The following is a 21417-nucleotide window of genomic DNA, read 5'->3' as shown; positions in this document are numbered from 1 at the left end:
CTCAAACCGGCTGCGCCAGCGCCATCATGCTGTCGCGCATGATGCGGGCGTGTTCTTCCTTGTCGCCGCCGGCGATCTCGATCTCGCACAGGCGCGCGGAGTTCTCCACCACCATCCGGCAGCGCTCCCAGCGGCGCGCTTCGAAGGCGGCCAACGCCGGGGCGACGCTGGCTTGCTTCTTCACTTCCTCCGCCAGCACGATCGCGTCCTCGATGCCGATGCAGGCGCCGGAAGCGAGGTGCGGCGTGGTCGCATGCACCGCGTCGCCGATCAACTGCACGCGGCCCGCGTGCCAGGGCTGCGGCAGGAGCAGGCCTTCGAGTGGGCGGAAGACGACGCGGGCGCCCTCGCCCTCCAGCTGGCCGCGGATCTGCTGCAGCAGCGGCGCCGGGAAAGGCGCCAGCAGCTCGCGCAGCAGCCGCGCGAAGTCCGCCGGGTCCACGTGCGCGTTGGAGGCACGGTCCTCCGTGACGAACATGTACATCTCCTCCTGCGAGACCGGATTGACGCCGATCTTGATCTTGGGCCCCACCCACATCACCGGATGCGTGATCTCCGGCGGCCGCGGCAGCACGGCGCGCCAGACGGCCTGGCCCATGTAGCGCGGCTTGGCCGCCTGCGGGAACAAGGCCTCGCGCACCTTCGAGTACAGGCCGTCAGCGCCGACCACCAGGTCGTAGCGGCCACGGCGGCCGTCGCTGAATCCGACTTCCACGCCTTCGGCATCCTGCGTGATCGAAGTGAAGGTGCAGCCCAGGTGCACGTGCGTGCCGGCGGCGCGCGTCGCGTCGGCGAGGATCCTGGCCAGCACCGGCCGCATGATCGCGCCGCCGCCCGGCACGTCGGGCCCGGCGATCCGGGGCGTAGGCAGCGAAGCGATCTTCTGCCCGGTAGGGATGCAGATGTCCACGCCGTCGCCGGCAAAGCCGTGCAGCATGAATTCGTCCAGGATGCCCAGCGTGCGGAAGGCGCGCAGGGTAGCGCCGCCCAGGCTGATGCCGGCGCCGTAGCTGCGCCAGCCGGGGTCGATCTCCACCAGTTCCACGGCATGGCCGTCGCGCCGCAGCGCGATGGCTGCGGACATGCCGGAAAAGCCGCCGCCGATGACGAGGATGTTCATGTGCTTGTCTCCAGTTCCTCGCGGCTCACGTTCAACGAGCCGTCCGCGAGGTGAATGAGGCGGACGCGGGTGAGCGCCTCGCCGATGCAGGGACCGAGCGTGCAGACGCCGCTCGGGATGTCGAATTGCGCGCCGTGCGCGGCGCAGACGATGCGGGTGCCGTCCGCGTTCAGGAAGGCGTCCTTGCGCCAGGCCATCGAGGTGTTGGCCCAGTGGGGACAGGCGTTGCGCCAGGCGTGCAGCCCGTCGCGCCGGACCACGAACAACTTGTCGCGGCCGGTGCCTTGCGGGTCGAAGCCGCGCGACGTGCCTTCGGCGATCGCAGCGGCATCGCACAGGCGCACGATGTCCTCCATGGCCTCAGTGGCCCTTGGCGCCGGGAGGGGGCGGGCCGCCGGGCGCCCACTTCTCGCGGTGCTGGAACAGGAACAGCTGCGAGGCGTCGGCGCCCATCGGCGCTTCGCGCGCGGTCCAGGCTTCGTCGTGCAGGTCCATGTCGGCGTCGTACTCGACGTGGCAGCCCAGCGGGCTGTTGAAGTACCAGAACCAGTTGCTGCCGAACTTGTGCCGGCCCGGGCCCCAGAAGGATTCGTAGCCCTTGGCCACGAAGCGGCTGCCGGCCAGCATCAGTTCCGTGGGGCCGCCCAGGTGGAAGGTGAAGTGCTCGCAGCCCTTCATCTGGGGCGGCGTCTGGATCATGAACAGCGTGTGGTGATCGGTGGTACCGGCCGGGCGCAGGAAGGGGCCGACGCCGAGGAAGCGGTCGGTGACGACGAAGCCCAGGCGCTTCACGTAGAAGGCCTCGGACTTCGCGTAGTCCGGCACGAAGTAGACGACGTGCGACAGCGAGCGCGGCTTGGGGTCGGACTTCTCGTCGACGCCCAGCAGGTTGGGGCCGCGCTGCGGCTTGGCGCCGGGCGCATTGACCGTTTCGGCGGCCAGCTGCAAAGGCTTGCGCACCGTCACCTGGAAGCCGAGCGCGAAGCCGAGGTCGTCGACGCTCTCGATGGAGCCGTCGGCAAGCTTCTTCACCTCGCGGTCCTTCAGCAGTTCCTGGGCGATCGCATCGACGGTCGCCTGGTCGGCGCAGCCGTAGATGGTCTTGCGCAGCATGCTGGCCGTGCCCAGGTCCGCAGGCAGCGACGGGTCGCCACGCGGGGCGATGGCGATGTAGGTTCCGTCCAGCGCTTCGAAGCGGCCTTTGCCCACCGGCTTCAGGCCGTAGTCGGTGAGGTACTGCGCGCAGGCGGCGACGTCGTCCACGCCGAAGACCAGCGCGTCGGGTCCGATGATGTTCATGTCCATTCCTCTCTGTCGTTGGTTCAGGCCGTGCGGCCGCCCAGGACCTCGGCGACCCAGTCGGCGATGTAATGGCCGGCGTTGATGCTGTTGTCAAAGCTGGCGTGCTGGCAGCCGCCTTCGCGCTCCGTGAAGATCTTCAGTTCGCGCTTGGGTGAATTCACCAGCTGCTCGTAGGTGCGGTGCGCCCACTTCAGCGGGATCTGCGAATCCTTCTCGCCATGCGTGACGAGGAAAGGCACCTGGATGCGATCGAGCACGCCGTCCAGGTGCATGTTCTCGGCCAGGCGCATGAACTCCTCGTTGTCCTTGGCGCCGAACACCCAGCGCACGTGTTCCCAGTAATGCGGCACCGGGAAGTCGCCTTCCCTGACCAGCCGCTTCTTCTGCACGGCGCGCCAGTCGTGGTTGGCGCCCCAGGCCACGCCGCAGGCGAAGCGCGGCTCGAAGGCCACGGCGCGCGGGCAGTAGTAGCCCCCGAGTGACACGCCTTCCAGCCCGATCCGCTTGGCATCGACGTCGTCACGCGTCTCCAGCCAGTCGACCACGCGACTGGCCCAGTGTTCGGTGTCGTAGCGCGCCGGCATGCCGTGCAAGCGGAGCGCCTCGCCCGTGCCTGGCTGGTCCACGACCAGCGACGAGACGCCCCGCTTCGCCAGCCACGCGGGCAGTCCCACGCGCTGCTTCATCTCCTTGCAGGAATCCAGGCCGTTGACCTGCACGAGGATGGGCGCCCGGCCCTGCACGCCTTCGGCGCGCGTGTAGAGCGCGGACAGGTGCCTGCCTTCGTAGGGGATCTCGACGCGCACGCAGTTTTCGCGCGCCAGCTTCACGCCGCGGGCATAGACCTCCAGCATGCGCTGGTACAGCTCCAGCCGCCCCGGCGAGTTGTGGCCTTGCAGGCGTTCGCAGGTGATCAGGTAGGCGGCGGCGCGGCCGTACTTCTCGCCGGCGGACAGCAGGCGGCCGCGCGCTTCGTCCTCTTCGGCCATGCCGCACAGCTTGTCGGCCATCTTCTGCCAGGTCTCGCGGAAGGCCCGCGTCCCAGCGGCATCGGGCTGCCTGGCGGCGTCCTGCAACGGGGCGCACATCTCCTCGATCTCGCCGATGCGCGCGCCCATCTCGATGGCGAGGTCGACAGAGAGATTCCAGACGTAGTTGGTGGGGAAGTACTTGAACATTAGCTTGCCTTGCGGGAATCGAGGGTGAGCGGGCCGGGGCCGAGCGCCGCGAACAGCAGCAGGCCGCCGGCGATGCCGAGGTTCTTGAAGAAGGCCTGCTGCTGGCCCATGGCGGCTGCGGCGGGCGCGGCCCAGAAGTCGTGGAACAACAGGCCGGCGGCGACGGTGAAGAGGGCGAGCGCAATCGCGGCCCAGCGCGTGCGGAAGCCGGCCAGCAGGGAGAGCGAGGCGCCCAGCTCCAGTGCGATCACCAGCGCGGCGGCCACGGCCGGCAGGGGCAGGCCCTTGCTGGCGATCATTCCTGTGGTGCCCGCGAAGTTGGCGAGCTTGCCCAGCGCCGCCGGCAGGAACAGTGCGGCGATCAGGATGCGGCCGGCGATGACGAGGATCTTGCTGTCTTGCACGGTGATCCTCAGAACGCCATCAGGTCGCGGGCCACGACGGCCGGGCCGTCGTAGTGCTTCTTCACCGCGTCCAGGTAGGTCGCGTCGGGCTCGTCGCGGCCCGGGATCACGTGGGTGAGGACGACCTTCTTCACCTGCGCGGCGGCTGCCAGCCGGCCGACATCTTCGGCGGTGGTGTGCTCGTCGCGCATGTGGCGCATCAGGCCTTCGGCGATCTGCGGCGGCAGCTCGCGCCGCATGGCCTGCTCGATCAGCGGCAGGGCTATGACCTCGTGCACCAGCAGGTCGGCGCCACGGACGAAGTCCACCAGCTGCGGGCACTTGCCGGTGTCGCCGCCGAACACGACCACTTCGTCCGGCGTCTGGAAGCGGTAGGAAAAAGACTTGTCCGCGCCTTCACGGCCGGGCGCGTAGTGGCAGTTCTCCATGGCCGTGACCGTGACCAGGTCGTCCTGGTAGACCTTGCCCGAGCCGGTGATGTCGTGCGCGTGCCAGGTCTTCTGCGGCGCCGGGTAGCCGGGACTATCGGCCATGCGGATGCGCATGTTGGGCGTGAAGTACTGGATGAAGCCCTGCAGCATGGCCTCGGTGCCGGCCGGCCCGTAGACGTGCGTGTCGGCGCGCCGGCCCGTGCTCCACTGCAGGCCCAGCAAGGTGCCCCAATCGGCGTTGTGGTCGTCGTGGTTGTGCGTGATGAAGATGCGGTCCACCTTGCGGTGGTCCAGGCCGGCCGCCACCAGCTGGTGGGCCACGCCGTTGCCGGCGTCGACCAGGTAGATGCGGCCGTTGACGACGAGCGCGTTGGCGGGCTGCGCCCGCGTCGCCGACGGCAGTGGGCCACCTTGCGTGCCGAGCGTGACGACCCGCGTTTCGGCGGCGGCCGTCGTAGCGAGGCCAAGGGCGAGGAGAAGGGAGAACAGGGCTTTCATTTGGCAAGCACCTCCGCGCCGGATGCGGGCGCGGCAACGGTCACGCTGCGTGCCTTCGGCCGCAGCAGGAAATGCCCCAGCGCCGGCAGCAGCACCAGTGCGCCCAGCATGTTCCAGAGGAACATGAAGGCCAGCAGCACGCCCATGTCGGCCTGGAACTTGATGGGGCTCGCCACCCAGGTGACGACGCCGATGGCCAGGGTGATGCCGGTCAGCATCACGACCTTGCCCGTGAACAGCAGGGCGCGGTAGTAGGCTTCCGACAGGCTCTTGCCCTCGCGCATCTGCGCCAGCGTCACCGACAGGATGTAGAGCGCGTAGTCGACGCCGATGCCGACACCCAGCGCGATCACCGGCAGGGTCGCCACCTTCACGCCTATGCCCAGCACCACCATCAGCGCTTCGGCCAGCACCGAGGTCAGCACCAGCGGCACGACCGCGACGACCACGGCGCGCCAGGAGCGGAAGGTGATGAAGCACAGCGCCACGACCGCGGCGTAGACCAGCAGCAGCATCTGCCGCCAGGCGTCACGGACGACGATGTTGGTGGCGGCCTCGATGCCGGCGGAACCCGCGGCGAGCAGGAACTGGACGTCGGCCGTGTCGTTCTCGCGGGCGAAGCCTTCCACGTGCGTCACCACGCGGGCCAGGGTGTCGGCCTTGTGGTCCTTCAGGTAGACGTATACCGTCAGCAGGCCGCAGGTCTCGTTGTAGAGGCCGCGCGGCGCGCCCGCCGTGATGGTGTTCAGCATCTCCTGGTTGGGGAGGAACTCGTACCACTTCGGGTTGGCCTCGTTCAGGCCGGACAGCACGCGGCGCGACAGCAGTGGCAGCGCATTGGTGGTCTCCACGCCATCGAGCTGGCGCAGTTCCCACTCCAGCGCGTCGATGCGCTTCAAGGTGTCGTAGCGCGCGCACTGGCCGTCCGGCGTCTTCACCATCACCGCCAGCACGTCGCTGGAGGCGCCGTAGCTCGCGGTCATGAACGCAGCGTCGCGGTTGTAGCGGCTGTCCGGGCGCAGCTCCGGCGCGCCCGGGTCCAGGTCGCCGATCTTCAGCTGGCTGCTCACGGCCAGGCCCAGCGCGCCGAGAGCGACGGCGGCCACGACCGCGAACGTCGCCCAGGGCTTGCGCGTGAAGCGGTCCAGCGCCGCCCACAGCGGATGCCGGTCGGCCCCCGCGGCTTCGGCGGCTTCCGCCCGCAGGCTGCGTGCCGCGGCCTTGGCGCTCACGCCGGTGTACGACAGCAGCACCGGCAGCAGGATCAGGTTGGTGAAGATCAGCGCGGCGACGCCCATCGAAGCGGCGATGGCCAGCTCGCGGATCACCTGGATGTCGATCACCAGCAGCACCGCAAAGCCGACCGCATCCGCCAGCAGCGCCGTCAGGCCGGCCAGGAACAGGCGGCGGAAGGTCAGGCGCGCAGCGACCAGCTTGTCGGCGCCGCGGCCGATGTCCTGCATGATGCCGTTCATCTTCTGCGCGCCATGGCTCATGCCGATGGCGAACACCAGGAAGGGCACCAGGATCGAATACGGGTCCAGCGCGTAGCCCAGCGTGGGCAGCAAGCCCAGCTGCCAGACCACGGCGACGAGCGATGCGGCGACCACCAGCAAGGTGGAGCGGATGCAGCGCGTGTACCAGAACACCATGGCCGCGGCGATGGCCACCGCGATGGCGAAGAAGGCCAGCACCGCGCGCACGCCGTCGATGAGGTCGCCCATGATCTTGGCGAAGCCGGTCACGTGGATGTCCACACCCTGCGCTTCGTACTTGGCGCGGATCGCATCGAGGCGATCCGACAGCGCGCGGTAATCCAGTGCCTTGCCCTGCGGGTCGGTCGGCAGCAGCGGCACGAAGATGACCGTGGAGGTGGCGTCGCGCGCCACCAGCTGGCCGATCTCACCCGAGCGCGCGACGTTGGCCGCCAGCTTCTGCAGGCTGCCGGGCCCACCGTCGTATTGGTCGGGAATGACCGGGCCGCCTTCCAGGCCCTCTTCCGTCACGCCCACCCAGCGCGTGGACGGCGTCCACAGCGACTTCATGCGCATGCGGTCGACACCGGGCACCAGGAAGACCTCGTCGCTGATCTTGCGCAGCGTCTCCAGGTAGCGCGCGTCGTAGATCGTCCCCTGGCGCGGGGCGACGGCGATGCGCACCGCGTTGCCCAGCCCGCTCAGCTCCTTCTGGTAGCCCAGGAAGTTGCGGATGTACGGGTGGTGGGCGGGAATGGTCTTCTCGAAGCTGGCGTTCAGCTGCAGGCGCGTGGCTTGCCATCCGAGCAGCAGCGTCACCAGCGCGCACAGCAGCAGCACGATGCGGCGGTGGTTGAACAGGGCGCGTTCGACGGTGGAGCCCGAGCGCGGATCGAAGGTTTGCATCACGGAAGCGGAACAGGGATGGCGCCCTGGACACCCAGGGCAAGAAGGGCATGGGCGCCCAGTGCTTGCAGCGCGTTCAGCGGCGGCAGCGCGGGCAGCTGCACCGGAGTCAAGGAAGAGCCGTCGACGCGCAGCAGCTCGCCGGCCTGGTTGGCCAGCAGCACGCCGTCGCCGGGCAGCACGGTCGACGCAGTAAAGGACACCGGCGACGGCGCAGCGAGCTGGGCCCAGTTCGCCCCGCCATCGCTGCTGCGCCAGGCGTTGCCGCGCAGGCCGGCGACGATCATGTCCCGGCCCGCCAGTTCGGCGGTGAAGAAGCTGCCCTGGTAAGGCAGCTCCAGCTTGCGGAAGCTGCGGCCGGCGTCCGTTGACAGCAGCACCAGGCCCTGCTCGCCGGCGAGCAGCAAGGTGTCGCCCTGCACGCGCAGCGCATAGAAGTGGTTGCCCTTGGGATTGGGCAGGCGCTGCATCCACGGCTGCCAGGTCTGGCCGCCGTCTTCGGTGGCGAAGGCCAGGCCGTAGGCGCCGACGACCAGGCCGTGGCGCGCGTCGAAGAAGTGCAGGTCCAGGAAGGGCTTGTCGGGACCGTCGGCCACGAGCCGCTGCGCGTCCTGCACTGCGCGGGCGTCGCCGCCTGAACGTGCCGCGTCCAGCGCCAGCTGCGCCGCGCGGCGGCCGTCCAGGCGCTTCGCCCAGGTGAGGCCGCCATCGGTGCTGGCCAGCACCACGCCGCCATGGCCGGCGGCGTAAGCCGTGTGCGCGTCGGCGCAACGCACCGCGGTCAAGGTCACCGACACCGGCACGCGCGCCTGCCGCCACGAGCGGCCGGCATCGTCGGAGGTGACGACGATGCCGCGCTCGCCGACGGCGACGACGCGCTCGCCGCAGCGGGCGGAAGCCAGCAGCACCGCGCGGGCCGGCTCGCGCACCATCAGCGCGGGCCGGTCCAGTGCGTCGACCACGGGCGCGGCGCGGGCCGCACCCAGGGCCGCGCAGGCGGCCAGCAGGCAGGAAGCGAATCGCAGCACGTCCCGTCCCTTCAGCGCACGCCCTGGGCCGCGAGGCCTTCGCCGGTGAAGATGTTGTCCGGCCAGCGCGGCGTCGCCTTGTGGTGGTAGGACTTGTCGTTCAGCACGTTCGACACGTAGGCCTGGCCCGAGAGCAGGTCATAGAAGCCGAAGGTCTGCTGCACCGCGCCGGGGAAGTCCGGCATCACGTAGTTGAAGCCCCAGAAGGTCTTCCACAACTGGCCGTTGGCGTCCCAGCGGTCACCCAGCATCGCTTGCCAGGTGTCCTCGTCCAGGTAGTACTTGCCCTTGGGCGCCTGGTGGCGCTGGCCCGGCTTCAGGTCCGCTTCCACCACCCACACGCGGTGCAGTTCCCAGCGCACGTGCTCGGGGTTCAGGTGCTGGCCCTTGATGATGTCGGCGTCCCTGGCCTGCAGGAAGCGGTTCTCGTTGTAGGGAACCAGCATCTCCTTCTTGCCCACCAGCTTCCAGTCGAACAGGTCGGTCTTGCCGGAGAACACGCTCAGCTCGTCGAAGGACATCAGGCCCGCGCTCGCGGGCGTCGGCGTGTCGCAGCAGGCATTGGGCAGCTTGCGCACGCGGCGCTGGCCCGTGAGGTACACGTAGGCCGAGCTCTTGGCGGAATCCATGTTCTCGCGGCCGACGATCATCTCGCCGGCGCGGATGGGCGGGCCGTCGTTCACCAGGTTCACCGTCCAGAAGTAGCCGGCGAATTTCTCCGGGCTGCCGTCCTCGTAGTAGTACGGCATGGTCTGCTTGATGTTGCCGCTGGTGGTGAGGACCGTCTTGCCATCGGACGTGATCTGGTACTGGTTGAAGTCCGCTTCCCACGAAGCGCCGCGCCACGCCAGCTTGTGGTTCCAGATGGCTTCCAGCCCGTTCTTCGGCAGCGGGAAGGGAATGCCGCCATAGGCGTCCACCGGGATGTTGCCGTCCAGGCGCGCGCGCGTGGCGTTCTTGAAGGTGTTGTCGTACACCCATTGCGGGGCCACGGCGGTGCGGTGCGTCGGGTACACGTCCAGCTTGTACGTGTTGGGATACTTCGCCAGCATCGCCTTCACGCCGTCGGTGAGCTTGTCGGCGTACTGCGCCATGTTGGCGGCGGTGACGGTGTAGAGCGGCTTCTCGCTCTTGAAAGGGTCGCCGCGACGGCCGCCCGGCTTGTCGCCGGGAATGGCCTGCGTGTAGCCGCCGGTCCAGGCAGGGATGCCGCCGTCCTTGCTGGCGGCCTTGTCGCCGCCCAGCGGCGTGAGCGTCGTCTTCAGCTTGGCGGCTTCGTCGGCGCCGACGCCGGCCTGCGCGCCGAAGGAGGCGGCGACCGCGGCGAGCAGCGTGAGTTGCGCGATGTGGCGCAGGTTCATGGCATTTGTCTCCGTGGAAATCAGAAGGTGGTGCGCAGCGAGACCGAGACGTAGTCGCGATCCTTCAGGGATTGCTTGAACTGCGCGTTGTTGTTGTTGTCCAGGGTCGAGCCCTCGGCGCCGTAGTAGTGCACGTAGTTCAGCGACAAGGTCCAGCGCGTCAGGTACACGCCGCTCACGCCGAAGTTCATGTCGCCGCCCTTGTCGGGGCCGAAGCCCGGGCCCAGGGCCGAGGAGCGGCCGTAGGTGTAGCCCACGCCGACGCTGGGCGTGATGTCCCAGCCGGCCATGGCCTGCCGGTAGGTCGGCGCATACACGGTGCGCATGGCCCAGGCCGAGCGGGTCGCGTTGGGGTTGAGGAACTGCTCGCCCTTGGTGACTTTCAGGCGGGTGTTCCAGGCGAATTCGCCGAGGAAGCTGGACTCGCGCGCCAGGAAGTTCGGGCCCAGGCTGGCGAGCCAGGAGAATTGCGCGTGGCCCGTGCGGCCCACCGCGTAGCCGGGGTTGCCGTTGTTGTCGAAGGTCGTGCCCACGCCGATGTTCGGCAGGATGGTGGCGCCCGAACTGGAGAGCGGCTGGTTGTCGCGGACCGACACTTCGCCGGCCAGGCCCCATTCGTTGATCGACTTGGCGAAGCTCGCGCCATAGGCGCGGATGCCCTCGCCGTACACCCAGCGGTAGGTGGACGCGCTGAGCGCGGGCGGGAAGCCCGTCAGCGTCGTGTAGATGTTGCTGGGCGAGGTCGCGTGGAAGCGGATCGCGTACAGGCCGAAGTCGGTGTCGATGGCGTCGGCGCGGTAGCGCATCTGCAGGCCGTACTGGCCGCTGTTCGGCGGCTCCTGGTCCGGCGTGCGCTGGAAGGTGCCGGTCGCCCCGGCGTTGATGCGCTCGGCGCCCGGACCCATCGAGTCGCTGGTGGAGAGATAGGCGCCTGCCGGGATCAGCCGCGTCGCCTGCCATTCGTAGCCGTAGTAGCCGCCCAGCGTGACCGCGTCGCTCACCTGCATCTGCCCGGACACCTTGCCGGTGGGCATCGCGATCTCCTTGAAGGTGGAGTTCGGCACCGACAGCAGCTTGATCAGGTCCACCGGCGCCTGGCCACCGGCGATGCCGTTGGCGCCGAAGAACAGGCTCTCGCCCCACAGCAGCGTGTGGCGGCCGAGGCGGAAGGAGGCCGGGCGTTCGGCCAGGTCGAACTTGCCGAACACGAAGGCGTCCAGGATCTCCGCGTCGCGGCCCATCAGCTTGCGCGTGTCGCCGGGGAATTCGCTGGCCGGGTTGTGGTTGGAGGTGCCGCTGGTGTTGTGCGTGCTGCCGTTGTAGACCGAGTCGTACCAGCCGGCGCCGCTGACGCGCGCACCCCAGTTGCGCCACGACATGTCCAGCTCGCTGAGCAGGTCCAGGCGGTTCGACACCAGGCCCTTGCCGAAGTTGTTGTCGCCGTCGTCCTGGTTGATGTTGTTCGGGCCGACGATGCCGCCGGGGCCGAAGGCCGTCTGCGACAGGCCCGGCGAGCGGTCGCCCACGCGGAAGGCGGCGCTGTACTTCACCGAGTTGTCCCAGCGGATCTTGAGCTCGGGATTGCCGGTGTCGAATTCGAAGGCATGGCTGCCGGTGCAGGCCAGCAGCGCGGCGGCTGCGAGCAGGGAGCGCCGCGGCAGCGCGGGGGAGCGATGGGTCGCGATCAAGATGTTCTCCTCTTCGTTCTCGTGGTGGATCGTTTTCATGCCGGTTGCCGCACGACCTGGTCGAGCGCGCGGGCCAGCTGCAGCAAATCGGTGTCGCTGTCGGGGGCGGCGTCCCAGCGCGCCGCCTGCAAGGCGATGGCCATCACCTGCTGCACGCGCGCGCTGCGGCGTTGCAGCCAGGCTTCGGGCAGGTTGGGCTCGGGCCGGGACAACAGTTCGCCGAGCACCACGGCGTCCTCCACCGCCTGCGCGGCCGACTGGCCGAAGTGCGGCGGGAAGGCGTGGGCGCAATCGCCGGCGGCCAGCACGCAGCCGCGCGCCCAGGGCTGGCGCAGCAGGCCAGGGCTGGCGACGCGGCGCGCAATGGGCTGGTCCTCGGGCACGTCCGCGGCGAGCGCGCCCACCGGGCCGGGGAAGCGCGCGAGCAACTGGCGGGCGGCGGCAGCACCGAGATCCGCGGGCGCATGGCGCGCCGACAACCGCACGCCGGCGAAGGCGCCGCTCACGGGGACGACGTGCGCCTTGTCGCCGGTGGCCGTGCCGGCATGCAGCGCGTCGTCGAGGCCCGCGGGGCGGGGCGCCAGGAAGTAGATCCACTCGGCGCCGCTGGCCGCGAGCGGCGGCTCGCGGAACACGCGTTCGCGCAGGCGACTGTGCGCGCCGCAGGCCAGGACCGCGAGGTCGGCGCGCAGCTGCTCACCGTTGGCAAGTTGCAGCAGCGCGGCGCCGTCGTCCGCAACGCCTTCGACCGGCGTGCCCACGTGCAGGCGCACGCCGGCTTCGAGCGCAGCTGCGGCCAACACCCGGTGCAACTCCGCATGCGTGATGCCGATGGCGGCTGGATAGCGCGGACCGGCGAGGCGTTCGGCATCGACGGCATACAGCGGCTGGCCGCGTTGCCCGATCGCGCTGCTGCGGCGATAGGCGAAGCCGGCGCGGATGCAGTCCTCGCCAACGCCGAGGCGCACGAGGTCGCGCAGCATGTTCGGAACGACGTCGACATGGGCGGGCAAGCCGCTGGCTGCGGTACGCGCTTCGAGCAGGGCTACGCTCGCACCGGCGCGCGCGGCCGCCAGCGCGCACGCCAGTCCGGCCAAGCCCGCTCCGATCACAGCGACCGATCGCACCTGCATGTCTCCGCGTCCTTCTTCTTGAAAGTGCCGCGAGGATAGGAATGCGTGGGACCTTTGAAAAATTGTTTGTATCCATCGGAGGCATCGGCCCCGCAAATACTTCGCGGGTTAACCCTAGGCGATGAAGCGCGCCTTACCATCGCGCGCAATGCGCTTCAACAAACTGGATCTCAACCTGCTCGTCGCGCTCGACGCGATGCTGTCGGAGACGAGCATCAGCCGCGCCGCCGAGAAGCTGCACATGAGCCAGTCGGCCATGAGCAATGCGCTCGCGCGCCTGCGCGAATACTTCGACGACGAACTGCTGGTGCAGGTGGGCCGGCGCATGGAACTGACACCGCGGGCGGAGCTGTTGCGCGACGCGGTGCACGACGTGCTGCTGCGCGTGGACACCTCGATCGCCGCGCAACCCGAGTTCGTGCCCGCCAGCGCCGACCGCGAGTTCCGCGTGTTCGTTTCCGACTTCACGCTCAGCACGCTGATGCCGCACGTGCTGGCCCGCGTGCATGCCGAGGCGCCGAAGGTGCGCTTCTCGCTGCTGCCGCAGACCGACGATCCCGCGCGCTCGCTGGAGCGCGGCGAGGTGGACCTGCTGGTGATGCCGGTGGACTACTGCTCCGCCAGCCACCCGGTGGAGACGCTGTTCACCGAGGGCTTCAGCTGCGTGGTGTGGAGCGGCGGCCGCTTCGGCCGCGAGCCGCTGACCTTCGAGCAGTACGCGAGCGCGGGCCATGTGTCGATGCGGCCCGCGGTGTCGCAGCCGGTCTCCTTCGAGGGCTGGGTGGTGCAGCGCTACGGCCTGACGCGGCGCGACGAAGTCACGACCTACAGCTTCGCGTCCGCGCCCGCGCTGGTGGTGGGCACCGACCGCATCGCCACCGTGCACTCGCGGCTCGCCCAGCTGGCGGCGCGCTACCTGCCCGTCACCGTGCACGTCCCGCCGCTGGCCTTCCCCGAGATGAAGCAGTCCATGCAGTGGCACAAGTACCGCTCCAAGGACCCCGGCCTGTCGTGGCTGCGCGAGGTGTTCCTGGCCGCCGTGGCCGACATGGATGCGGCGCTGGGCGCGCCCGGTCAGGCCAGCGCGGGAACCAGGTCCGCGGCCTGATACGTGCCGTCCGCCGCGGCGGCGGCCAGGCGGAAGCCGCGCAGCGCCTCGCTGAGGTGCCGCGCGTGCTGCTCCAGCGCTTCGGTGGAAGCGGCCAGTTCTTCCGCGAGCACCGCGTTCTGCTGCGTCGCGTCGTCCAGGCCCGCGATCGCCTTGCCGGTTTCCAGCACCGTGCCGCGCTGCTGTTGCGCGGACTGCGCGATGCCGTCGACCAGGCGCGCGGCCTCGCCGGCCGCTTCGACCACGCGCGTGACGGTGAGGCCCGCATCGCTGACGCTGCGGTTCGCTTCGGCCAGGTTGCGCACCACGTCGTGGCTGATGTCGCGGATCTGCCTGGCCGCGCCGGCCGCGCGCTGCGCCAGGCTGCGCACCTCGGTGGCGACGACGCCGAAGCCGCGGCCCTGCGCGCCGGCGCGCGCGGCTTCCACCGAAGCATTGAGCGCCAGCACGCTGGTCTGGAAGGCGATTCCGTCGATGACGCCGACGATCTCCTCGATGCGGCCCGACATCGCGGCGATGCCCTGCATGCGCTCGCCGATCTGCGTGATGGCCGCGTGCCCGGACTGGACTTCGGTGCGCGCCGTCTCCGCGACGATACCGGCCTGCTGCGCGCCACGCGTCCATTCCAGCAAGGCATCGGTGAGTTCGCGGATGGCGGCGGTCGTCTGCTGCAACTGCGCCGCGGTCGACTCCGTGCGGGCCGAGAGGTCGCGGCTGCCCGCGCCTATGCCCGCACTGGCGCTGTCGATGGCGGCGGCGCTGGATTGCAGGCCGCGCACCGTCTCGCGCAGGCGTTGCTGCATGGTGGCGATGGCGGCGAAGAGTCTTCCGAATTCGTGGCGGTAGTCCGTGTCGACTTCCACGCCGAGGTCGCCGTCGGCGATGCGTTCGGCCACGTGCATGGCTGCATCCACGGGTTGCGTGACGCTGCGCGTGAGGCCGACAGCCATGGCCGCCGCAAGCAAGCTTGCGCCCGCGGACAGCAGCAGGAACAGGCGCTCGGTCCAGGCCTGCCTTTCACGCGCGGCGTGGTACTCGGCCTCGTTGGCCTGCACGGCGGCGGCGACGATGCCGGCGATCTCCTGCTGCCACTCCTGCTCGCCGCGCTCGGTGGGGCCGAGCATGATGAGGGAGGTCTCGGCGCCGGAACCGTTCAAGGCATTGCGCAGCACCAGGTCCAGCGGCGTTTCCACCGCCTGGCGCTTGGCGCGGATGCGTTCGATCCGCTGGCGCAGGGCTTCGTCGCTGGAGTCCTTCAGGGCGGCAGCCAGCGCGTCTTCGGCGGCCAGGTAGCGGCTGCGGGCCTTGCGGACCTGGGCTTCCTGCGCCTTCAGGTCTTCGGCTTCGGTGTAGGCAATGGTGGCGTGCAGCTGGCCGGTCCAATCCAACTGCGCGGCTTCCAGCCGGTGCGCGAGTTCGGCGCGCCGGTTATGGCCCTCCACCACGCGTTCGAGCTGCGTGCCCAGGCCGCGCGTCTGCCACCAGCCGACGGCGGTGATCGCCAGCATCAGCAGCACCAGCGCAGTGAAGGCCAGCGCCATGCGGCGCTTCAGTCCCAGCGACATCCCCACCTCCGTTTCTTGTTACGGAATGTAGGGAGCGCCTCGGGAGCGAGCTACGAATTCGGTGAATAGGTGGTATTGACGCCGCCCATGCGTCAGTACGTCTCCAGGTGCAGCCGCCCTTCCCGCTTCAAGGCTGCGCCGACCGTCTCCCAATCCAGCCCCACCTGCTGCGCCACGTCGCGCAGCGCCAACACCACGCCCTCCTCCATCGCCTTCAGGCCGCACACATAGAAGAAGGCGTGCGGATCCGCCAGCAGCTGCGCGAGGTCCGCGCTGCGCTCGCGCATCAGGTCCTGCACGTAGCGCTTCGGCTGCTCCGCCTGCCGGCTGAACGCGAAGTTGATGTCGATGAAGTCCTTGGGCAGCTTCTGCAGCGGCCCGAAGTAGGGCAGCTCCTCGGCGCTGCGCGCGCCGAAGAACAGCATCAGCTTGCCGCCCTCGAACTTGCCGGACTTGCGCAGGCGCCGGCGCCACTCGGTCATCGCGCGCATCGGCGCGCTGCCGGTGCCGGTGCAGATCATCACGATGTGGCTGCGCGGGTGGTTCGGCATCAGGAAGCTGGCGCCGAACGGCCCGATCACTTCCACCTTGTCGCCCACCAACAGGTCGCACATGTAGTTGCTGGCGACGCCGCGCACCGGCCGGCCTTCGTGGTCCTCCAGTACACGCTTGATCGTCAGCGAGACGTTGTTGTAGCCGGGCCGCTCGCCGTTACGGGCGCTGGCGATGCTGTACTGGCGCGGATGGTGCGCCCGGCCCTGCGCGTCCACGCCGGGCGGCACGATGGCGATGCTCTGCCCTTCGAGCACCGGAAACGGCGTGGCGCCGAAGTCCAGCACGATGTGGTGCGTGTCGTAGTCCTTGCCGACCGCCGTCACGCGCACGTTGCCGGTGACGGTGGCCGTGAGCGTCTTCACCGCCGCCTTGGGCCCGTACAGGTTGGTGTACGCGTGGGCTGCGGACCAGGGCGGGATCGCCGCGCCCCAGTCGCCGCTGCGGAACACGTTGGCGCCTGGCATGCCGCCGGCAGGCGCGGGCACCGCCACCTGCGGCGGGATCTGCGCGACCTCGACGCCACCCGCCGCTTCCGCCAACTGCGCTTCGCTCAGCGCCTCCGGCAGCGAGTCCCAGCCGAACTGCGCCTCGATCGAATAGGCCTTCACGCGGGGAACGGTGCGCCAGTTGTCGATGCTGCCGGTGGGGCAAGGCGGCACGCAGGCCATGCACTGGTTGCACTTGGCCGCGTCCACCACGTAGTTCATCGAGTCGTGCGTGATCGCCTGCACCGGGCAGGTTGCCTCGCAGGTGTTGCAGCGGATGCAGATCTCGGGGTCGATCAGGTGCTGCTGGATGAAGATGACGTCGGACGCGTCCATGGCAACCTCAGGCGAAACGCACGTATTCGAAGTCGATGGGCTGGCGGTTGATGCCCACCGGCGGCGGCGCGATCCAGTTGGCGAACTTGCCCGGCTCGGCGACGCGGCCCATCAGGCTGGTGACGAAGGCGCGGTCCTCCGCCGTGGGCAGCCATTCGCCCACCTTGGCGTTCCATTCGGCTTCGCTCACCACCCGGCCTTCGGGCGAAACCTTCAGGCCCGCGAGGCCGCCGATGTTGCGGTGGAAAGCCTTGTGCGGCACCTTCAGCCGGAAGGGGATGCCGGCCTTCTCGATCACCTTGTTCCAGCGCTCGACGCCGCCCACGCTGTCCTTGATGTAGTCGTCGCGCAGCACCTCGTTCAGCGCATTGAGCATCGGCACTTCCTTCTGCGCCAGGTCGCCATTGACGGCCTGCAGGATGCGGTAGCTCTCGCCCTTCAGCTGGTGGTCGTCGGTCCGCTTGCCTTCCTCGTAGCGGCCCTTGAGGCCGGTCGAATAGAAGGTGGCCGCGTTGCTGGATTCGTCGGCGCCGAACAGGTCGATGGTGACGCTGAAGTGGAAGTTCAGGTAGCGCTGCAGGGTGGGCAGGTCAATGACGCCCGCTTCGCGCAGCTTCTTCGGGTCGTCGGTCTTCAGCTCGTTCATCACCTGGCAGGTGCGCTGGATGACGCGGCTGACGCCCGACTCGCCCACGAACATGTGGTGCGCTTCCTCGGTCAGCATGAACTTGGTGGTGCGCGCCAGCGGGTCGAAGGCGCTTTCCGCCAGCGCGGCCAGCTGGAACTTGCCGTCGCGGTCGGTGAAGTAGGTGAACATGAAGAAGGACAGCCAGTCCGGCGTCTTCTCGTTGAAGGCCTGCAGGATGCGCGGGTTGTCCTGGTTGCCGCTGCGGCGCTCCAGCAGCGCTTCGCCTTCCTCGCGGCCGTCGCGGCCGAAGTACTTGTGCAGCAGGTAGACCATGGCCCACAGGTGGCGGCCTTCTTCCACGTTCACCTGGAACAGGTTGCGCAGGTCGTACAGGCTGGGCGCGGTCAGGCCCAGGTGGCGCTGCTGCTCCACGGAAGCCGGTTCGGTGTCGCCCTGCGTGACGATGATGCGGCGCAGGTTGGCGCGGTATTCGCCGGGCACGTCCTGCCAGGCCGCTTCGCCCTTGTGGTCGCCGAAGTGGATCTTGCGCTCGGCGTCGCCGGGGTTCAGGAAGATGCCCCAGCGGTAGTCCGGCATCTTCACGTGGCCGAACTGCGCCCAGCCCTGCGGGTCCACGCTGATCGCGGTGCGCAGGTACACGTCGAAGTTCTGCGAGCCCTCGGGGCCCATGTCGTCCCACCAGCCCAGGAAGTTGGGCTGCCACTGCTCCAGCGCGCGCTTGAGCGTGCGGTCGTCGCCCAGGTTGACGTTGTTGGGGATCTTCTCGCTGTAGTCGATGCTGCTCATGGCTGTTCTCTTCCTCAGACGCGGTTGAAATCGAAAGCGGCGCGCTCGCCCTTGCCGTAGACCTTCAGGGCGCCCTTGTCGCCGACGGCGTTGGGGCGCTGGAAGATCCAGTTCTGCCAGGCCGTGAGCCGGCCGAAGATGCGGGTGAACATGTTTTCCGGGCCGTTGAAGCGCAGGTTGGCCTCCAGGCCGGTCAGCGCGTCGGGGCTCATGGCCACGCGCTCCTCGATGGCGAGGCGGGTTTCGTCGGCCCAGTCGATGTCGTCGGGGTTGCTGGTGACCAGGCCCAGCGCGAAGGCGGCGTCGGCGTCCAGCGCCTGCCCCACCTTGGCGCGCACGGCTTCCAGCGCCGGCTGCTCGTCGTAGAAGCGCCGTTGCAGGCGCGACTGGCCGGTCGCCATCGGGAAGGTGCCGAAGTTCAGTTCGCCAACGGAGATCTTCGGCGCGGCTTCTTCATCATCGGGCAGCGCCAGGTGATAGATGCGGTCGCAGGCCAGCGCCAGCTCGAGGAAGCTGCCGGCAAAGCAGGAGCCTTGTTCGACCAGCGCGAACAGGCTGCGCGAAGAGACGTCGAAGCGGCTGAAGGTGCGGCGCAGCAGGCCGATGGTTTCGCGCACCAGCCAGTGCCCCTGGTTCACGGCCAGGATGCGGTCCATCTCCAGCACGTCCTTCGCGTCACCCTGCGTCTTCACCAGCCACAGGCCGATGTCGAGCTCGTTGGTGCGCATGGACAGGATCGCATCTTCCAGTTCGCGGCCCAGCGCCAGCGGGTACCAGTCGGCGCCCTGCGCTTCGATGGCGGCAATGTCAGTGGCTTGCGCGCCTTGCGGGGCTTTCACGGTGAAGGTGGCGACGCGGCGGGCGCGGTCGATGTCGACGGTCACGTGGCGATAGCGCAGCGCGTTCTCTTCCACTTCGCATTGCAGCGGCGTGAGCGCCACGCCCTTGCCCTTGGCGGGACGATCGCTTTGCGCAGCGAGTTCCAGCGCGCGCTCCTGCACCCGGGCGGCGAATTGCGCCGGCTTGGCGATGTCATCGACCAGGCGCCAGTCCTTGGCCTTCTGCCCGCGCACGCCTTCGGCGACGGTGCAGAAGATGTCGGCCAGGTCGTGGCGCACGTGGCGCTTGTCAGTGACGCGCGTGAGGCCGCCGGTGCCGGGCAGCACGCCCAGCAGCGGAACCTCCGGCAGGCTGACGGCGCTGCTGCGGTCGTCGACCAGGATGATCTCGTCACAGGCCAGCGCCAGCTCGTAGCCGCCGCCGGCGCAGGCGCCGTTCACGGCCGCCAGGAACTTCAAGCCACTGTACTTGGACGAATCTTCGAGGCCGTTGCGCGTCTCGTTGGTGAACTTGCAGAAGTTCACCTTCCACGCGTGGCTGGAGACGCCCAGCATGAAGATGTTGGCGCCCGAGCAGAACACCTTCTCCTTGGCGCTGGTCACGATGACGCTGCGCACCTCGGGGTGCTCGAAGCGGATGCGGTTGATCGCATCGTTCAGCTCGATGTCGACGCCCAGGTCGTAGCTATTGAGCTTGAGCTTGTAGCCGGGACGCAGGCCGCCGTTCTCGTCGAAGTCGGCGCGCAAGGTGGCCACCGGGCCGTCGAAGCTGAGCTTCCAGTGCTTGTAGCGGGAGGGTTCGGTCTGGTAGTCGACACGGGGAGAGGCGGTCACGGGGTGGGCTCCTTAAGCAGTAAACTGCACTAGCCGGTTGGCTTGATGCGCATCATAGTGCATTTTTGCGCCAAGTCAAAGACCGACTTTCGCGCAGGGGCGATACTGGAAAATGGCCGTTCCCTTGACGGCCGGTGGGCGACGCCGCTAAAGTGCAGATGCAACATACTGCATCGACCATGAGCGAACTCCTCCTGAACCATCTCTCCGGCCGCGCCCAGGCCGGCACCGGGCCGGGCACGGCTCTCCACGATCCGGTGCTGGGCACCGAACTCGCGCGCGTGGACGCGACCGGACTGGACCTGGCCGCGGGCTTTGCCTTCGCCCGCGAACAGGCCGGCCCGGCCCTGCGCGCGCTCACGTACGCGCAGCGCGGCGCGCTGCTCGCAGCGGTGGGCAAGGTGCTACAGGCGAACCGCGATCGCTACTACGAAATCTCCACCGCGAACAGCGGCACCGTCAAGAACGACACTGCCGTCGATGTGGACGGAGGCATCTACACGCTGGGCACTTACGCCAAGCTCGGCGAAGGCCTGGGCGAGCGCAAGCACCTGCTCGATGGCGAGATGGTGCGGCTGGGCAAGGACCCGGCCTTCCAGTCGCAGCACGTGCTGCTGCCCACGCGCGGCGTGGCGCTGTTCATCAATGCCTTCAACTTCCCGAGCTGGGGCTTGTGGGAGAAGGCCGGCCCGGCGCTGCTCTCGGGCGTGCCGGTGATCGTGAAGCCCGCCACCGCGACGGCCTGGCTCACGCAACGCATGGTGCAGGACGTGGTGGAGGCGGGCATCCTGCCGCCGGGCGCCCTGTCCGTCGTGTGCGGTTCGTCGGCGGGGCTGATGGACCAGCTGCAGCCCTTCGACGTCGTATCCTTCACCGGCTCCGCCGAGACGGCCGCGATCATCCGTTCGCACCCGGCCGTCGCGCGCGGCTCGGTGCGGGTGAACATCGAGGCGGACAGCATCAACAGCGCGGTGCTGTTGCCGGACGCGGGCAGCGAGTCGCTCGACCTCTTCGTCAAGGAAGTGGCGCGCGAGATGACGCAGAAGTCCGGGCAGAAGTGCACGGCGATCCGGCGCGCCTTCGTGCCATCGGACCTGTACGACGCCGCCGCGCAAGCGATCGCGGCGCGCCTGGCCAAGACCACCGTCGGCAACCCGCGCAACGAGACGGTGCGCATGGGTGCGCTGGTGAGCCGCGGGCAGCTGGCGGCCGTGCGCGGCGGACTGGCCGAATTGCAGCAGCACACCGAGGTGCTGCACGATGGCTCGCAGCAGGCGCTGGTGGATGCGGACCCCGCGGTGGCCTGCTGCATGGCGCCGACCTTGCTCGGTGCGCGTGACCCGGATGGCAACCCCGTCGTCCACGACCTGGAGGTGTTCGGCCCGGTCGCGACGCTGATGCCGTATCGCGATGCCGCCCATGCATTCGCGCTGGTGCGGCGCGGCCAGGGCTCACTGGTCGCCTCCTTGTACGGCAGCGATGCGGGCGCGCTCTCCGCCGCCGCACTCGAACTCGCCGACAGCCATGGCCGCGTGCACGTCATCTCCCCCGACGTCGCGGCGACCCAGACCGGCCACGGCAACGTGATGCCGCAATCGCTGCACGGCGGCCCCGGCCGCGCCGGCGGCGGCGAAGAACTCGGCGGGCTGCGCGCGCTGAACTTCTACCACCGGCGCGCGGCCGTCCAGGCCAGCACCGGCGTCCTGCAGAACCTGGCGGCCTGAGGGCCGCCTTTT

17 protein-coding genes are annotated in these 21417 nt (G+C 69.1%); 2 read left to right on the top strand and 15 right to left on the bottom strand.

Annotation, left to right across the window (positions count from 1 at the left end):
• Nucleotide 1 precedes the first annotated feature (1 nt).
• The 11 genes from HHL11_RS25210 to HHL11_RS25160 are packed head-to-tail and all read right to left on the bottom strand — an operon-like array spanning nt 2 to nt 12524.
• Complete coding sequence (locus tag HHL11_RS25210; protein WP_169421371.1) at nt 2-1120, bottom strand: FAD-dependent oxidoreductase; 1119 nt, start codon at nt 1118-1120, stop codon at nt 2-4.
• The gene (locus tag HHL11_RS25205) at nt 1117-1476 is read right to left on the bottom strand and encodes a Rieske (2Fe-2S) protein (RefSeq protein ID WP_169421370.1); all 360 of its coding nucleotides are present in this window, start codon (nt 1474-1476) and stop codon (nt 1117-1119) included. Before HHL11_RS25205 ends, HHL11_RS25210 begins: the two co-directional genes overlap by 4 nt.
• A gap of 4 nt (nt 1477-1480) precedes the next feature.
• Nucleotides 1481-2419, bottom strand: coding sequence for a VOC family protein (locus HHL11_RS25200; RefSeq protein ID WP_169421369.1), 939 nt, complete (start codon nt 2417-2419; stop codon nt 1481-1483).
• A gap of 23 nt (nt 2420-2442) precedes the next feature.
• The gene (locus tag HHL11_RS25195; protein WP_169421368.1) at nt 2443-3600 is read right to left on the bottom strand and encodes an alpha/beta hydrolase family protein; all 1158 of its coding nucleotides are present in this window, start codon (nt 3598-3600) and stop codon (nt 2443-2445) included.
• The gene (locus tag HHL11_RS25190) at nt 3600-4004 is read right to left on the bottom strand and encodes a DoxX family protein (protein WP_342593275.1); all 405 of its coding nucleotides are present in this window, start codon (nt 4002-4004) and stop codon (nt 3600-3602) included. The genes HHL11_RS25195 and HHL11_RS25190 overlap by 1 nt, the downstream gene beginning before the upstream one ends.
• 8 nt (nt 4005-4012) lie before the next feature.
• Nucleotides 4013-4933, bottom strand: a complete 921-nt coding sequence (locus tag HHL11_RS25185; RefSeq protein ID WP_169421367.1) for an MBL fold metallo-hydrolase — start codon at nt 4931-4933, stop codon at nt 4013-4015.
• Nucleotides 4930-7314 (bottom strand): efflux RND transporter permease subunit, encoded by a 2385-nt coding sequence (locus HHL11_RS25180; RefSeq protein WP_169421366.1) that lies wholly within the window; start codon nt 7312-7314, stop codon nt 4930-4932. The genes HHL11_RS25185 and HHL11_RS25180 overlap by 4 nt, the downstream gene beginning before the upstream one ends.
• Nucleotides 7314-8342 (bottom strand): WD40/YVTN/BNR-like repeat-containing protein, encoded by a 1029-nt coding sequence (locus HHL11_RS25175; protein WP_342593274.1) that lies wholly within the window; start codon nt 8340-8342, stop codon nt 7314-7316. The genes HHL11_RS25180 and HHL11_RS25175 overlap by 1 nt, the downstream gene beginning before the upstream one ends.
• An 11-nt stretch (nt 8343-8353) precedes the next feature.
• The gene (locus tag HHL11_RS25170) at nt 8354-9703 is read right to left on the bottom strand and encodes a DUF1329 domain-containing protein (protein WP_169421365.1); all 1350 of its coding nucleotides are present in this window, start codon (nt 9701-9703) and stop codon (nt 8354-8356) included.
• Nucleotides 9704-9723: 20 nt separating this feature from the next.
• Nucleotides 9724-11430 carry a DUF1302 domain-containing protein gene (locus HHL11_RS25165; RefSeq protein ID WP_169421364.1) on the bottom strand — a complete coding sequence of 569 codons (1707 nt, stop codon included), beginning with the start codon at nt 11428-11430 and terminating at the stop codon, nt 9724-9726.
• Nucleotides 11427-12524, bottom strand: coding sequence for an FAD-dependent oxidoreductase (locus HHL11_RS25160; RefSeq protein ID WP_281068738.1), 1098 nt, complete (start codon nt 12522-12524; stop codon nt 11427-11429). Before HHL11_RS25160 ends, HHL11_RS25165 begins: the two co-directional genes overlap by 4 nt.
• A 148-nt stretch (nt 12525-12672) precedes the next feature.
• On the opposite strand from HHL11_RS25160, the gene HHL11_RS25155 reads away from it, so the two are divergent.
• Nucleotides 12673-13632 (top strand): LysR family transcriptional regulator, encoded by a 960-nt coding sequence (locus tag HHL11_RS25155; RefSeq protein ID WP_169421362.1) that lies wholly within the window; start codon nt 12673-12675, stop codon nt 13630-13632.
• Here HHL11_RS25155 and HHL11_RS25150 read toward each other — a convergent pair.
• From HHL11_RS25150 to boxC, 4 genes are all read right to left on the bottom strand, one after another.
• Complete coding sequence (locus HHL11_RS25150) at nt 13599-15197, bottom strand: methyl-accepting chemotaxis protein (RefSeq protein ID WP_169421361.1); 1599 nt, start codon at nt 15195-15197, stop codon at nt 13599-13601. The genes HHL11_RS25155 and HHL11_RS25150 overlap by 34 nt on opposite strands.
• Nucleotides 15198-15289: 92 nt before the next feature.
• Nucleotides 15290-16573, bottom strand: a complete 1284-nt coding sequence (gene boxA, locus HHL11_RS25145) for a benzoyl-CoA 2,3-epoxidase subunit BoxA (protein WP_169421360.1) — start codon at nt 16571-16573, stop codon at nt 15290-15292.
• Nucleotides 16574-16580: 7 nt separating this feature from the next.
• Entirely contained in the window at nt 16581-18008 is a 1428-nt protein-coding gene (gene boxB / locus HHL11_RS25140; RefSeq protein WP_169421359.1) for a benzoyl-CoA 2,3-epoxidase subunit BoxB, read from the bottom strand.
• Between the two features lie 14 nt (nt 18009-18022).
• Nucleotides 18023-19681 carry a 2,3-epoxybenzoyl-CoA dihydrolase gene (gene boxC, locus HHL11_RS25135; RefSeq protein WP_169421358.1) on the bottom strand — a complete coding sequence of 553 codons (1659 nt, stop codon included), beginning with the start codon at nt 19679-19681 and terminating at the stop codon, nt 18023-18025.
• A 179-nt stretch (nt 19682-19860) separates the two neighbouring features.
• Here boxC and HHL11_RS25130 point away from each other — a divergent pair, with 179 nt between their 5' ends.
• The gene (locus HHL11_RS25130) at nt 19861-21405 is read left to right on the top strand and encodes a 3,4-dehydroadipyl-CoA semialdehyde dehydrogenase (protein WP_169421357.1); all 1545 of its coding nucleotides are present in this window, start codon (nt 19861-19863) and stop codon (nt 21403-21405) included.
• Nucleotides 21406-21417: the final 12 nt, after the last annotated feature.

The organism is Ramlibacter agri (assembly GCF_012927085.1).
GTDB classification, from domain to species: Bacteria; Pseudomonadota; Gammaproteobacteria; order Burkholderiales; family Burkholderiaceae_C; genus Ramlibacter; species Ramlibacter agri.
Note: the sequence above shows the minus strand (reverse complement) of the source record. Positions and strands in the feature narration are given on the sequence as shown.

Excerpts from the sequence above, each read along its gene's own strand:
- HHL11_RS25200 (WP_169421369.1), bottom strand. The coding sequence starts at position 2,419 with ATGAACATCATCGGACCCGACGCGCTGGTCTTCGGCGTGGACGACGTC.
- HHL11_RS25170 (WP_169421365.1), bottom strand. The coding sequence starts at position 9,703 with ATGAACCTGCGCCACATCGCGCAACTCACGCTGCTCGCCGCGGTCGCC.
- HHL11_RS25150 (WP_169421361.1), bottom strand. The coding sequence starts at position 15,197 with ATGTCGCTGGGACTGAAGCGCCGCATGGCGCTGGCCTTCACTGCGCTG.
- HHL11_RS25165 (WP_169421364.1), bottom strand. The coding sequence starts at position 11,430 with ATGAAAACGATCCACCACGAGAACGAAGAGGAGAACATCTTGATCGCG.
- HHL11_RS25210 (WP_169421371.1), bottom strand. The coding sequence starts at position 1,120 with ATGAACATCCTCGTCATCGGCGGCGGCTTTTCCGGCATGTCCGCAGCC.
- HHL11_RS25185 (WP_169421367.1), bottom strand. The coding sequence starts at position 4,933 with ATGAAAGCCCTGTTCTCCCTTCTCCTCGCCCTTGGCCTCGCTACGACG.
- boxB (WP_169421359.1), bottom strand. The coding sequence starts at position 18,008 with ATGAGCAGCATCGACTACAGCGAGAAGATCCCCAACAACGTCAACCTG.
- HHL11_RS25205 (WP_169421370.1), bottom strand. The coding sequence starts at position 1,476 with ATGGAGGACATCGTGCGCCTGTGCGATGCCGCTGCGATCGCCGAAGGC.
- HHL11_RS25155 (WP_169421362.1), top strand. The coding sequence starts at position 12,673 with ATGCGCTTCAACAAACTGGATCTCAACCTGCTCGTCGCGCTCGACGCG.
- HHL11_RS25160 (WP_281068738.1), bottom strand. The coding sequence starts at position 12,524 with ATGCAGGTGCGATCGGTCGCTGTGATCGGAGCGGGCTTGGCCGGACTG.
- HHL11_RS25195 (WP_169421368.1), bottom strand. The coding sequence starts at position 3,600 with ATGTTCAAGTACTTCCCCACCAACTACGTCTGGAATCTCTCTGTCGAC.
- HHL11_RS25130 (WP_169421357.1), top strand. The coding sequence starts at position 19,861 with ATGAGCGAACTCCTCCTGAACCATCTCTCCGGCCGCGCCCAGGCCGGC.
- HHL11_RS25180 (WP_169421366.1), bottom strand. The coding sequence starts at position 7,314 with ATGCAAACCTTCGATCCGCGCTCGGGCTCCACCGTCGAACGCGCCCTG.
- boxA (WP_169421360.1), bottom strand. The coding sequence starts at position 16,573 with ATGGACGCGTCCGACGTCATCTTCATCCAGCAGCACCTGATCGACCCC.